Genomic DNA, 13774 nt, shown 5'->3' on the forward strand with positions numbered 1-13774 from the left:
ACTCCTCTTTCATCTAAGCAACCTACTTAGCGCAGCTAAGCAACCTACTTAGCGCAGCGAAAACCTGCCAAAATTTGGCGAATATCCGGATAATACCAGTTACGAAAGCTAGAACGCATTGCCCAGGGGCGAGTTGCCCAACTGCCACCTTTAAGCACTCGGTGCTGCCCGTCAAAATAAGCTTGAGAGTAGCCCCGGTAAGGGTAGCTGACAAATCCCTTGTGGTCGTCAAACCAGCTTGATGTCCACTCCCAAACATTACCCAGCAAATCGTAGCAGCCATAAGCACTTTGACCTGCCGGGTGAGCATTTACTGGGGTTGTTTGTCCCACAACATTGTCATGATTACAGCGTTGTTGATTAGGTGGTGCTTCTCCCCAGGGATAGGTACAACGATTTCCAGTGGCAGGATTCCAACTAGCAGCTTTTTCCCATTCTGCCTCTGTAGGTAGTCGCTTGCCGACAAATTTCGCATAGGCTTCGGCCTCATACCAGCTAACGCCACAGACTGGATAGTCGTCCCAGGTTGAGTCAGCCGACCAGTACAGAGGGTGAGCAACGGGATTATCTCGAAGCCACTGGTAGCCCGCTACTGACCACCAGGCGTCATTTTGGTAACCACCCGCGTAGATAAATGCCCGATAATCTCTACAAGTAACCGGATAGCGGTCAATCCAGTAGGTATCCAAATATACACGGCGGCAGGGTCTTTCATTATCTAAGGCGTCAATCGATGCGTTCCCCATCTCAAACTCCCCAGCTGGGATATTGAGCATTTCTGCTAGCTTCGGCTTGGCCGGTTGTTCCTGACAAGTCTCATGGGAATTTTCAACCTTCAACTTGTCAACTTTTAAGCTTCCCAACCTTGACTCTTGTGAGCGTTGTAACTGCAAGACAAGGGCGATTGTTTCGCTATGCTGGCTCTCATGCTGAATTAACCAGCGCCACAAACGCTCTTGCTTATCTAGGGGAGCAGTTTCTAGATAGCTCAGCACCTCGGTTCTGATAATGTCGAGATAATCACAAATTTTTGCTATTGCTGGTAAATTCTGGCGTTCTGACTTGGGTAAGCCATCAGCAGCAAATAGCTGCTGATATTTGGGAAACATTGGCTTGAAACCAGCACAGCGCTCTAGTATCCAATAGCTTTCTATAAAGGCAATGTGACCAAGGTGCCAGCCTACGGGGCTAAATTCTGAATGAGCCTGTCTACGGAAGGTAGCATCATCGATTCCTTGCAGTAAAGCCAGGGTGCCAGTGCGGCACTGATGCAGGGCATCACGTATTGAGTTTCTACAAGATGTAACTGACGTAACTGATGTCAAGTTCAAGATTTTTCCCACCCTGAAAATGTTACTGTTCGGGACACGGTTCCAGTTTCTGGTAAATAGAGGTTCAGAAGTAATAATTACAGAGTTTGGGCAGTTAGGTCATCCCTAAGTAGACAGATAGGGAGAACTAAAATACTATGACCAGAGTCACTGACAAGAAGACGGTTAAGGACTGGCAATGTTTTCTCGTACGCACATCGGTATAATTGAACTGTTCAATTATAGAACTAAAGATTGATTTTCTTTTTTGAAAGAAAAGTCATAATCACTACAGATATTTCTCCAGAACCCAGAAGTTTTCATCAAGACTATAACTAACAATTTGTTATTAATGTTTGAGGTTGGCTCAAGAGGGATTATCGTTAAAACCGTGCAACATTTTTTATTGAAATCCTGGGGAATTGCACTTGTATAATAATATTGGGCAAAGTTAAGACATAAAATTTCACCAAGTTGACCTACCATTATCCCATGGAGTAGTAAGTAGGTAGACGTCAAAAAATGTCACCCGGTAAGGTCTGCTTGGCAGTGAGAAACTAGCAGCAGCAACATCTTGTGCTTCTCACCCGCCACTACAAATTATTTTTGTTTTTTACCTACCTACTTGATCTAATTGTCATCAGGGAGAAAATCACGCCGAGAAGTAATCAGAAAAATACTCTTAACAGCAAGTTATTTTGATGAGTTATTAGCTCTAGATTTAGCAAAAAGTGTAACTTGCCGAGGAGTTTACTTATTGACCTGACAACTAGGAGATAATTGCCATGTGTAATACACATAATCCGATACTGTGTATAGTCCCACCCTACATGCTAGAAAAGGTGGTAGAAAATGGAAGTGAGCAACTCCGCAATCAAGCATATAGAATCCTCAAACAATCTTATTATTTCCGAAGCCAACGAACGATCATCCAACAGCGACCCAAGTATCTGTGGGAAATATTAGCTACTGGTACTGATGCTCATTCTTTTGAAAAAATTCGCCACGTTTATGATGCCAAACAGGGAGAAACACTACCGGGAGTGTTAGTTCGCGGTGAAGATGATCCGCCCACAGGAGATGTGACTGTTGACGAAGCTTACGACGCGGCAGGAGCAACCTGGGATTTTTACATGGAGGAGTACGGGCGCAATTCCATCGATGATGCTGGAATGATCATCGATCAAACCGTACATTACGGCAAAAATTTCAACAACGCCTTTTGGAATGGCGAGCAGATGGTCTACGGTGACGGAGATGGAGAGCTTTTTAGTCGATTCACCATTGATCTAGATATTATTGCCCACGAACTCACCCACGGCGTAACTCAGTTTGAAGCAAATCTAGTTTATTCCTATCAAAGTGGGGCGCTCAACGAGTCATTTTCAGACGTGTTCGGTTCCTTAGTCAAGCAGAAAAAACTCAACCAGGAAGCCAAGGAAGCCGACTGGCTGATTGGAGCCAACGTTTTGGTTGGGGAGCAATACGCGCTACGCTCCATGAAAGCACCAGGTACAGCCTATAAAAATCACCCGATAATCGGCGATGATCCGCAGCCAGCAACGATGGATGATTATCGCACTTTACCACCTTGGGAAGATGGCGGTGGTGTTCATATTAACTCAGGAATTCCCAATTATGCCTTCTATCTAGCGGCGCTGGAACTTGGTGGCAAGGCCTGGGAAAAAGCCGGCTTAATTTGGTATCGCACTTTATCTGATAAACTCCGTCAAGATGCCAACTTTTCACGAGCAGCCCGAGCGACTATTGAAGTTTCCCGTGAGGTATTTGGCTCTGGTAGTTTGGAAGAACAGGCAGTTACTAAAGCTTGGAAAGAGGTAAAAGTCCTCTAGCAAGGAAAACTTTTTTCAACAAAAAGCAACTAGATTCCCACTTAGCCCAGTTTTTAGTTGGAATCATTCACAACTGAGTAATTTATCGCTATCGTTGTACTGAGGAGATAGCTAATTACTCTCCCAAGTCTATTTGCCCTCAGTAGCTGGCTGGAGCAAGGTAGCATGAAAATTAAATTTCGACAGACTGGTGGTTTTGCAGGACTAGCCAAGTCCATCGAGATTGATACTGAGCAAATCGCCACTGACGAAGCTGATCGGCTAAAATCGTTGGTGAATCAGTCTTCATTCTTTGATGTGCCTCAGCCGATTAGTCAGACCATGCCCGATCAAGAACTCTACTCGATCACGGTTGAATCGCAAGGGCGCTCGCATCAGCTTCACCTGAGTCGGTCTAGTGTTCCTGGTCAGCTTAAAGCGTTAGTTGATTGTGTTGCCCAACTGGCTAAATACGAAAAGCGAAAATAAAGGATAATTCAACTTGCCGATAACTTCTCCAAGACCTTAGTAGTTTTGGAGGATTTATCGATTAAAGCTGATACTGTTCCTCATCTAGGCGAGTAGAAATACCTGTTAATTAATCCTCTATCTAGAAAAATTGAATGACGACAGTTAAAAGAATATTTTATGGAATTTTTGTGGTTTTACTGACTATTCTGGTTAGTCAGTCAATGGCAAAAGCTCAAGTTCAAGGCTGTTCTCAATCAGGACACCCAGTTACTACGGGTGGTAATCAGTTCCCTCTGAGGGTTGATGAATCACTCTTTCTAGAACCAGCAAGTCTGGAAATTAAATTATTAAATATAGAAGATTCCAGGTGTCCTTCTGATGTGCAATGCATTTGGGCAGGTCAGGTCACAGCCACCATTAGTGTAATCAGTGATGGTCAAAGTCTAGGTGTTTTTCCTCTGACTCTGAAAGCCGGACAGGAAGATTTGGCAGTGGCAAACGTTGAGGGGCATTCCATCCAGTTAATTAATGTGGTGCCTTACCCTATGTCAACTCAGTCAAAAGAGACTTTGCACTACATTGCTACTTTAGCAGTTTCCCAAATTTAGCAGGAGTAAGGGCAAACAGCTTTCTGTCTTCACGGGATGACAATCGGCTGTTCAGCTTTGTTATCTGCCGTATTTAGCATCTTGCAAAAGCTAAGCTGCTAAATACGGCAGATATCTAAGTACCAGACTCTTTTCCGGCAAAGAGCGTCAACTTAAAGAACTGCACAAATATTTTTTTGCGTTAGTGGGTGACACCCCCCACCCCGGTGTGTATAATTTAACTAGTAGATGCACCCTGATGATCGAGAGAGTCGCGTTCGTGGCTCTCTTTTTTTTTCACAAGTTTTCCAAAATCCGTAAGTACACTGTGTACTAGGCAGCGCTTGTTTAGTTAGAATCAGTGGAGCTAGTCTTTTGAAGCACTTTTACCCTGCTCGTTGCTGAGCTGAATATTAAACGTCCTACTCCCTTGAATATGACAGTATGCTTTATGGCAGTCATACAGCTTGGGATTGACAGCGAGAGACTACAGCTATCAAGAGGATTGGAGGAGATTTTTTCTCAGGTAAGAGTTGATGCCGCAAGAAGAAATATTTTAGGGAAAACTTTACCATGTAGTGATTTTGGGTTAGCTCTTGTGAACAAGACCGCTCAAGATGAGTGCGAGAAGACGAATGGGAGTAAACACTAACAATAAATCGACAAAATTAGCAATTTTAATTGATGCTGATAATGCTAATCCTAATTTAATTGAGCTTTTACTGAGAGAGATAGCTAAATACGGAACTGCTAACGTCAAACGCATTTATGGAGACTGGACAAAGAACCAATTGAATTGCTGGAAAGAGAAACTGAATAAATTAGCCATACAACCAATTCAACAGTTTAATTACACAACTGGCAAAAATGCAACGGATAGTGCATTAATTATTGATGCGATGGATTTACTGTATACAGAAAATTTCGATGGATTTTGTATTGTATCCAGTGATAGTGACTTTACTCGTTTAGCCTCGCGAATTCGAGAAGATGGCTTAGTTGTCTATGGCTTTGGCGAGCAAAAAACTCCTGAATCTTTTGTAGTTGCTTGCGATAAGTTTATTTATACAGAAATTTTAGAAGAACCAGAAGACGAGGAAATTAATCTATCTACTAATCGTCTAGTAGATGACAAAAAAGCCGATGAGTCTAAAATTCTACAAAAGAATAAACAATTAGTTAAGCTACTTAAAAATGCTTATCAAGCGATCGCAGGTGAGGATGGATGGGCTAGCTTGGGAACACTAGGCGCACAACTTACAAAGCTTTCTCCCTCATTTGATACCAGAAATTATGGATACTCGAAACTGGGAAATTTAATGAGAACTGTTGGTCTATTTGAGGTTAGAGAAACACCCCATAAAAATAATCCTCTTGCCCGTGAACTACACATTAAATTGAAGTCAGCCCGTTGACTTAGGCCTTCAGCAATAGACCTCTTGCAACAAGACAAGAGAACCCCATTTCGGGGCTAGTGTTTACGCACATCTCTGATTAAGCTGCGAAGACAAGAGGTCTATTTTATTTGAGCAACCGTAAGGTATCAGCCAAACGTCGAGCTGTTCCAGCCCCACATCGCACCTTTAGCATCAGCAAACTCAATGTAAGTCCGATTAACGGGTACACCCAACTTTTCCTGAATCACTTGGCAAAAGTCTTGACTCATGGCTTTAGTTTGCCCTGAGTTCATACTGCCAATGCTTTTCACTTCCACGTAGCAGACGGGATCCAGCGTGCCAGCAAAGGTCATAGCAACACCTGGCTCAAAGGCAGTCATCACATAGGATTCCGGCTTACCTAGGTGCTGCGCTAGCTTAGCTGAAAGAGTTTTGAGCATCCCTTCAACCGCCGCCGACTCTGGAGCATCAACCGAAGTTTGCACTTTAATTAGAGGCATAGTTATAGTCTAAAATCTCACCACTGACTGCAAAAGATTTTGGTTTTAGGGAGTAGGTGCCAGGGATTGGCAATCGAGTTGGCAATTAGCCAGATCCTGCCACATATCGTGCACCTCTCTAGCCGCCGTATTGCCAGCCTGTGTCTTCTAGAATCAGTTGCTGACCATCACGGTGAACACCTGAGCTAATAACTTCACCAACATAGATCGTGTGGTCACCTTCTGCGACTGTGCCCACAACCTTGCATTCTATGTAGCCTAGAGAATCGGTAATAATCGGACAACCCGTAGCTTCTCCCTGGTAAAACTCCACATCGGCAAACTTATTGCCCACACGACTCTGAGGCTTAAAAAATTTAGCGGCCGTATCTTTTTGCCCACTATCCAGAAAGCTGACGGCAAACACCCCACTCTTTTTAATAATTTCGTGGGAGCCAGATTCTTTATTAACGCAATTTATTACCAGTGGGGGCTTGAAAGAAGATTGCATTAACCAACTAACAGTGAAGCCGTTCATTTCTTCACCGTCTTTCACCCCACAAATATAAAGACCGTGGGGAATCTTGCGCAACATTGTTTTTTTTGCTTGTTCGTCTAGCAAAGGTGCCTCTCCCTAATTCCTTACCTACCGCATCAGTTTACCAATGTTTATGGAAATCTTTGATTCACCCCAGGTTAGAAGCTTAAAGAGTCGTAGTGGACAACCGCATTCCTATCTTGCAGGGTTCCCCAACTCGAAATCCCCCCTTGTCTCCCTTCTAGCGAGAAGGACGAAACAAATGGGAGTGCTCAGGGTGGTAGAGTTGTGAACGGGCTGCACTAGTACTCTCATTTACCAAAGCTGTTTTCAGCGCCGGACTAATCAAATACAGGGTTGTCCTCAGTAGACGCTCCTCTTGAGTTACTGCTGCCATTTGTTCTAAGGGAACCAAGCAGATTTTTTCATCAGGCCAACCAATGCGGAAGCAGACTGCTACGGGTGTATCAGCAGGGTAATGTTCTAAGAGTTTTTCTTGCGCTGCTCTCACATGAAGAGCACTCAGGTAGAGGCAAAGACTAGCTTGATGTGCTGCTAAAGATGCCAATTCTTCCGAGGGTGGCACCGCAGAAGCGCGGCCACTGACACGAGTGAGGATAATTGTTTGTACTAATCCCGGCACTGTGAGCTCAACCTTGAGTTTGGCTGCTGCTGCTTGAAAGGCACTGATTCCTGGGATGACTTCAAAAGGAACCCCGGCTGCTGCCAGTGCCTGCATTTGCTCATGAATCGCACTGTATAGGCTCAAATCCCCGGAATGTAGGCGAACCACAGACTGATGCGATCGCACTCTGTCAATCATCAGTGGCAGAATCTCTTCTAGGGTTTTGTTGCTGGTGCAAACAACTTCTGCCTCAAGACGGATATCTTGCAAGATCTGCTGGGGTACGAGGGAATCAGCTAAGACAATGACATCTGCCTGTTGAAGAATTTTTAATGCCTTAACGGTTAACAAATCTGGATCTCCAGGGCCAGCACCGATAATGTAGACTGCTGGAGCTAAGGGAGAGAGCGAATTTTCCACTTGGGTAAGTTCAGCTGAGTGAGACATAGACAAAGAATGGGAGCAATTAAGGAAACTTTTCCGGATTAGCTGAGCGTTCAAGGAATAAAGAAATGGTAGATGCACCCTGGTTCAACCCTAGAGTTTAACTCTGGGGCTTTTTCTTTTCTTTAATTGTTCCTCTGGGAAGCAGAGATACGATCCCACCGCTGATTTTCAGCCGGGACTACATCTGGCAAGGAGCGATTAGCTAGATATAGCCAAACTAAACCAGCAACTCCCAAAGTTATCTCCACTAAACTGACAACTTGAGCGATGCGTAATGGCCCTAGCATTAGGCTATCAGTGCGGAATCCTTCAATCCAGACTCGGCCAGCACTATAACCCACCATGTAAACTAAAGCCAACGTTCCTACCTTCAGACGCGGTTTACCTCGTAAATCACGGAAGAACAAAGTTACGAGTAACCCAAAAACCAACAAGTTCCACAGGGATTCGTAAAGAAAGGTGGGATGGAAGTACTCAAAATTAATATATTCTAGAGGGCGCTGCCGTAAAGGGATGTAGAGTTTCCAGGGTAAATTGCTAGGACGCCCAAAGGCTTCAGAGTTGAAGAAATTACCCCAGCGTCCAATTGCCTGACCTAAAATTAGAGAAGGAGCTACCAAGTCTGCCAGTAGCCAGACAGATATGTTTTTCAGGCGAGCAAAAACTATGGCAGCCAAAACCCCTCCTAAGATGGCACCATGAATGGCAATGCCACCTTTCCAAATAGCGATAATGTCTTCAGGGCGCTGGGCATATTCTTCCCACTGAAACAAAACATAGTAAATTCTGGCACAGGGAATTGCCGCCAGTACCAGCCAGATTGCCAAATCAGCCAAGAAATCTGGGTTGACGTTACGCCGCCTTGCCAGGTACATAGAAAGACTGACTCCGATTAACACTGCCGAGGCAATTAAAAGGCCATACCAGCGAATGGCAACAGGCCCGAGTTGGAACAGAATTGGTCCTGGAGAAGCGAATTGAAACGCCAGGATGAGAGAGGACATTGCGTGCAGCATCGAATTCTCTTTCTCTTTATAGAGGGCGATTGGAGCTTCTGTTTAATTTTAGGTTGCCCTTGTACCCCCCTTGTCTAGGACGTTTCGCGGTAAGAGACAGGGAAGACAGGGGAGGACGAATTTTTAATTGAAAGCTAATCAGACCACTCTACAGACCATTCTGTCTCGTTTGAGAGATCTTGTTGAGGGTTCTCCTGCATCGCCTTTGACTGATTAATCCAATCTTCTACTTGGCTTAATCCTGGAGTTTGCCGCACTAGATGCTTGTTCTCATTAAGAGCCACCATTTTGGCGTAGAGTAGTTCAGACACACTATTACTTAGTTGCTCAACTGACTCTATTCCCGCAGCTAGCAGTAGTTCAGAATATTCCTCTCCCACACCATTAATTTGGAAGAGATTAGCCATGTTGATCCACTTAATAATTCTTGCCTCATCGATTTCTGTGGCTTGTACTAGCTCCTGTATACTTTCTGGAGATGCACCCTTTTCCCGGAGCGCCTCAACGGTGGTAATGCCAACTTCTGCTAACTTGCTAGCATAGGTTGAGCCGATTCCTTCAATTTCTTTGATGTAGTGTGCCATTACTAATTTCTTTTTTGCAGGACAATTTTGCTAATCACGGTACAACATCAGTTTGATCAAAAAATAGCGTTCCACAATCAGCGGATGAATCAAGGACAAGGGAAACAAGGGGGAAAGGAATCACCGAAAATCCCTAATCATCGCGCAACTAGGCAACGCCAAAAATATGATACCTAACTGATGATTTTCGCAGGGAAAGGCGAGTCGCACTACGATTCAAATAGAGCATCCTCTAAATAATTGATTATGTCCCCTATACAGAGTATTTCTTCGGGAACCTCTTTCAAGCCAAATTCCTCAACAGCGACAACTAAATCATCAATAATCCCAATACCTCCCCTGTTGGGCGCTTCTGTAACGGAGTTAACCACGTGGGTGCAACAGCAGGGACAACCAGCTTATCGGGGGCGTCAGTTACACGGCTGGATTTATCAACAAGGGGCGCGATGCTTAGGTGAAATTTCGGTTTTCCCGAAAAAGTGGCGAGAAGCCCTAGAAGATGTCCCGATTGGTCGCTCTAACCTAGACTATCGCCTCGAAGCCCCAGATGGTACTGTCAAGTATCTCTTGCAACTAGCAGATGGTCAAATTATCGAAACCGTTGGCATTCCCACTGCTAAACGCCTCACGGTTTGCGTCTCCTCGCAAGTAGGGTGTCCCATGGCTTGTGACTTTTGTGCCACTGGTAAGGGTGGATTCACGCGCAACTTAGCACGTCACGAAATTGTTGATCAGGTTCTCACCGTTCAGGAAGACTTTGGTCAGCGAGTCAGCAATGTAGTATTCATGGGTATGGGAGAGCCATTGCTCAATTTGGATACTGTGGTTGCTGCTGTCAAATCAATTAATCAGGATGTGGGGATTGGTATGCGATCGCAAACTATCTCAACTGTGGGCATTCCCCAGCGTATCCGCGAATTGGCTCAATATCAACTACAAGCTACCTTTGCTGTCAGTCTTCATGCCTCAAATCAGCAACTGCGGGAACAACTGATTCCTAGTGCCAAGCACTACTCCTTAGAAGCTTTATTAGAAGATTGTCGGGAATACGTTAATTTAACAGGTCGTCGCGTCAGTTTTGAGTATATCCTTTTAGCCGAACTTAATGACCTTCCAGAACATGCTGCTGAGTTGGCAGAACACCTGCGAGGTTTTCAAAGTCATGTTAATTTGATTCCCTATAACCCGATTAACGAAGTTGATTATCAACGTCCCACTTCTAGCAGGATACAAGACTTTGTTGATGTCCTAGAAAAGCAACACATTGCTGTTAGTGTGCGTCGTTCTCGTGGCTTAGAAAAAGACGCCGCCTGTGGACAACTGAGAGCATCAAACAATACTCCCATCTCTTAACTGTAAATAGTCAGCAATAGCAATCTTAGATGAATTGTGAAAACTGTAATGTTTGATTTCTTGTGCATCTGTGGTTAATTTTTCTGATCAATCATTGAGGAATGCTCAAGGAAGTGAATAAATGAGCAAAAAGACTGTGGGTATGGTGAGTAGCTATGGAGGACTAAATCCCAGTCCCCTAGATTGGCTTTGGAAGCAAACACCAGATGCATTTGGAGTTTGGCACAACATCCAAATGCTAGCACCAAACCCGCAGCCAGATTTTTTACTGCTATACAATTTTCATGAATTTCCTAGCTTAAAATCTCCCGAAAGTCGCTTCTCAAACTTATTAGATAAGCTGATAAAACAACCAGATAATAGAGAAATAGATATAAAACTTAGATTGCGGGGAGTCCCTCAAGAACGCATAATTTTTCTGGTGCGGGAGCCACCTTTTGAGGAAAAACAACAACAAAGAATTGAGCAATATCAACAGGCTAAGGCATACTGTGGCTATGTTTCTGGGCCCGATGAATTTGCTCCAATTCCTGACTATATGCCTGCTATCTGGTATCTTGCTAATTCATTCCGAGATTTGCAGGAGATGCAACCACCAGAAAAGCAGAGGTTTTGCAGTTGGATTACCTCAGGAATTGCTCGCACTGCTAATCATCGTCAGCGTTTAGCTTTCCTGAAACTGTTAAGGGAGGGTAACTTAGAATTCGACCTTTATGGACGTGGTTTACCTGACTGGGCTGGTGGCTACGGGCAAGTTACTAGTAAATGGCATGCGATGGCTCCTTATTACTATAATCTAGCGATTGAGAATTATCATCAAAGTGATTGGTATGTTACTGAAAAACTTTGGGATGCCTTATTAGCCTGGTGTTTGCCAATTTACTATGGCGGTGCTGCTGCTGATCAATTATTGCCGCCAGGAAGCTTTATTAGACTACCAAGCCAGGATGAAAAGGGTTTAGCTTATATTAAAGAGGTGATTGCCACACCTGATGCTTGGCACGAAGCTAAAAGTGCGATCGCAGAAGCACGTCAGATAATATTACACAAGCTAAATTTATTAAATTTCTTATCTAATTTAGTTGATAAAATTGGATAAATTATATGACAAATGGTATTTACACAGTAGCTAACGATGTTGTTTATGACCAACTCGTAGCATTGCTCAATAGTATAGAAATTAATACTGAAAATATTCCAGTTTGCGTAATTGCCTATGATGATAAATTAGAAAAAATACGCCAAGAAATTGCAACTAGAAGCAATGTCACCCTTCTAGAAGATTCAGCCATCTTTGCTCGTTGGGAAAAGTTTTCTGCTCAAATTTGGCAAACCCATCCAACGGCTTTAACAACTTGGCAAGCGCGGGGAATTCAAGGAGTATATCGCCTAGGAATGAATCGCCGTTACTGTGCCTTCGATCCCGATAGCCCTTTTGAAAAGTTTATCTACTTTGATGCTGATGTACTAGTTTTCAATTCCCTTGAGTTTATTTTTAAACAACTCAACAATAGTGATTTTGTTGTCTATGACTTCCAGTTTAAAGACCCCAGCCATATTTATAATCTTCAATCTTCTAAATTAAATGATATATTTGAGCAGTCGCGTCTTCAGTCAGAAATTTTTTGTGCTGGCTTCTATGGGGCTAAGCGAGGCTTATTGCCAGAAAAACAAAGAGAACTGCTAATTTCTCATTTAAACCAGGGGGAAGCAGATATTTTGTATATGTCTGCTCCCAATCAGTCGGTTCTCAACTATCTAATTATGCGGTCTGGTATTCCTGTCTATAACTTTGCTTTAAATTTACCTGAAAACCAGAGAACCGGAAATTCTGTAACCTCTCCACATTTTGAGAACCGTAATCATGTTTTATTTGATAAAGGTAACCGCTTAACTTATTTGCATTATATCGGTTTAAACTCCTTGATTTTTCAGGAAGTTTGCCAAGGCAGAAATATTGGTTTCCCTTATCGTGACCTTTTCTTACACTATCGCTATCTACGAGAACCAGAGAAGCAACCTAAGTTCCAGGGTAAGCCAAAACCCTACAATGCTCCTCCTAGCCTGCTCACAAGAGTATTACACAAATTAGGATTACATCAGTCATGAGTCGCGGCATTTATATTACTGCTAATGACCGGGTAATTGACCAAGCAATCGCTCTGCTTAAGAGCATCCGCCTCTATGATGCTGATACCCCGATTATTTTAATTCCTTACGATGATAACTATCAAGCAGTAGCCCAGATATCAACAACTTATTATGGAGTAGAAATCTACCAAGACTTACAATTTATCGACCGTCTCTCTCATCAGTTATATGAAATTTTTGGCGAGGGCTTTTTTGCTAGACCAAATCAATTTCGCAAACAAGCCTGCTGGTTTGGCCCCTTTGAGCAGTTTATCTACATTGATACTGATATTGTTGTTTTTAACCAAATCGCCATCGCCGCAACGATTAATTATCTCAATAATTACGATTTTATTTGTTATGACTATCAACACAAAGGAGGAATTACTAATGTTTTTACCTCTAGAGTTATCGAAGATAATGTCTTTACTCTAGATGAACTTGGAGATATATTCAACGGAGGCTTTTGGGGTTCTAAAAAACAACTTATTTCTGAAGAAACTTTATACAAAAGTTTTGCTGAGTGTGCGTCTCACCCCGAATATTTTGACTTTTCCCAAAAAACTTCAGACCAACCCATTATCAACTATACAATTCTCAAACACATACCACGTCGCTTTAATCTTGTCAGAAGAGCAGGTGGAGCACCGGGAAGTTGGGCAGGTAGCAAACATTTCCAAAGACAAGGAAGTCAAATTATCGATCCCAAGGTTAATCAACCCTTAGAATATCTACACTGGGCAGGCATTCGCATTCAGCCTGGGTGTCCTTACTGGGATATCTGGAAACATTATCGCTACCTCAATGAACCCTTACCCTCTGACAAATTACTAACTCAACAAGATCAAAGACTTTGGCAGAGAATTAGGGCTAAGGTTAAGCGTACTCTCGGCAGTGAGTAATTGATAGCAGCTTGCCTTTTAGCGAAATACAGGTAACCTTAGAGGAAAACAGCCTTTTGCCCCTAAAGTTTCCTTGGTAGATAACTGGAAAACTGCTATAAAT

At 43.2% G+C, this 13774-nt stretch carries 14 protein-coding genes; 8 read left to right on the forward strand and 6 right to left on the reverse strand.

Features of this window, described 5'->3' with window-relative positions; genetic code table 11:
• Positions 1-44: 44 nt before the first annotated feature.
• The gene (gene egtB, locus ACT7WV_RS03340) at positions 45-1325 is read right to left on the reverse strand and encodes an ergothioneine biosynthesis protein EgtB (protein WP_463424141.1); all 1281 of its coding nucleotides are present in this window, start codon (positions 1323-1325) and stop codon (positions 45-47) included.
• 770 nt (positions 1326-2095) lie between these two features.
• Between egtB and ACT7WV_RS03345 the strand changes: the two genes are divergently transcribed.
• The 4 genes from ACT7WV_RS03345 to ACT7WV_RS03360 all read left to right on the forward strand — a co-directional run bounded on the left by ACT7WV_RS03345 (position 2096) and on the right by ACT7WV_RS03360 (position 5615).
• Positions 2096-3163, forward strand: coding sequence for a M4 family metallopeptidase (locus ACT7WV_RS03345; protein WP_445101535.1), 1068 nt, complete (start codon positions 2096-2098; stop codon positions 3161-3163).
• Between the two features lie 165 nt (positions 3164-3328).
• Positions 3329-3631, forward strand: coding sequence for a protealysin inhibitor emfourin (locus tag ACT7WV_RS03350; protein WP_445101536.1), 303 nt, complete (start codon positions 3329-3331; stop codon positions 3629-3631).
• 134 nt (positions 3632-3765) lie between these two features.
• Positions 3766-4221: a hypothetical protein gene (locus tag ACT7WV_RS03355; protein ID WP_445101537.1), complete on the forward strand. Its 456-nt coding sequence runs from the start codon at positions 3766-3768 to the stop codon at positions 4219-4221.
• A 596-nt stretch (positions 4222-4817) separates the two neighbouring features.
• Complete coding sequence (locus ACT7WV_RS03360) at positions 4818-5615, forward strand: NYN domain-containing protein (protein ID WP_445101538.1); 798 nt, start codon at positions 4818-4820, stop codon at positions 5613-5615.
• A gap of 128 nt (positions 5616-5743) precedes the next feature.
• Here ACT7WV_RS03360 and ACT7WV_RS03365 read toward each other — a convergent pair whose 3' ends face one another.
• From ACT7WV_RS03365 to ACT7WV_RS03385, 5 genes are all read right to left on the reverse strand, one after another.
• Positions 5744-6097, reverse strand: coding sequence for a phenylpyruvate tautomerase MIF-related protein (locus ACT7WV_RS03365; RefSeq protein ID WP_445101539.1), 354 nt, complete (start codon positions 6095-6097; stop codon positions 5744-5746).
• Between the two features lie 118 nt (positions 6098-6215).
• Entirely contained in the window at positions 6216-6698 is a 483-nt protein-coding gene (locus ACT7WV_RS03370; RefSeq protein WP_445101540.1) for a flavin reductase family protein, read from the reverse strand.
• Between the two features lie 157 nt (positions 6699-6855).
• Positions 6856-7686 carry a precorrin-4 C(11)-methyltransferase gene (gene cobM / locus ACT7WV_RS03375; protein WP_445101541.1) on the reverse strand — a complete coding sequence of 277 codons (831 nt, stop codon included), beginning with the start codon at positions 7684-7686 and terminating at the stop codon, positions 6856-6858.
• Positions 7687-7808: 122 nt separating this feature from the next.
• Positions 7809-8690, reverse strand: coding sequence for a prolipoprotein diacylglyceryl transferase (gene lgt, locus ACT7WV_RS03380; RefSeq protein WP_445101542.1), 882 nt, complete (start codon positions 8688-8690; stop codon positions 7809-7811).
• Positions 8691-8836: 146 nt separating this feature from the next.
• Positions 8837-9286: a DUF4332 domain-containing protein gene (locus ACT7WV_RS03385; protein WP_445101543.1), complete on the reverse strand. Its 450-nt coding sequence runs from the start codon at positions 9284-9286 to the stop codon at positions 8837-8839.
• A 246-nt stretch (positions 9287-9532) separates the two neighbouring features.
• Here ACT7WV_RS03385 and rlmN point away from each other — a divergent pair, with 246 nt between their 5' ends.
• From rlmN to ACT7WV_RS03405, 4 genes are all read left to right on the forward strand, one after another.
• Positions 9533-10639, forward strand: coding sequence for a dual-specificity RNA methyltransferase RlmN (rlmN, locus tag ACT7WV_RS03390; protein ID WP_445101544.1), 1107 nt, complete (start codon positions 9533-9535; stop codon positions 10637-10639).
• A gap of 121 nt (positions 10640-10760) precedes the next feature.
• Positions 10761-11738, forward strand: coding sequence for a glycosyltransferase family 10 domain-containing protein (locus tag ACT7WV_RS03395; protein WP_445101545.1), 978 nt, complete (start codon positions 10761-10763; stop codon positions 11736-11738).
• Positions 11739-11743: 5 nt separating this feature from the next.
• Positions 11744-12748, forward strand: a complete 1005-nt coding sequence (locus ACT7WV_RS03400) for an Npun_R2821/Npun_R2822 family protein (protein ID WP_445101546.1) — start codon at positions 11744-11746, stop codon at positions 12746-12748.
• Positions 12745-13671, forward strand: a complete 927-nt coding sequence (locus ACT7WV_RS03405) for an Npun_R2821/Npun_R2822 family protein (RefSeq protein WP_445101547.1) — start codon at positions 12745-12747, stop codon at positions 13669-13671. Before ACT7WV_RS03400 ends, ACT7WV_RS03405 begins: the two co-directional genes overlap by 4 nt.
• Positions 13672-13774 lie beyond the last annotated feature (103 nt).

The sequence above is a fragment of the Symploca atlantica LB2515 genome, assembly GCF_052546295.1.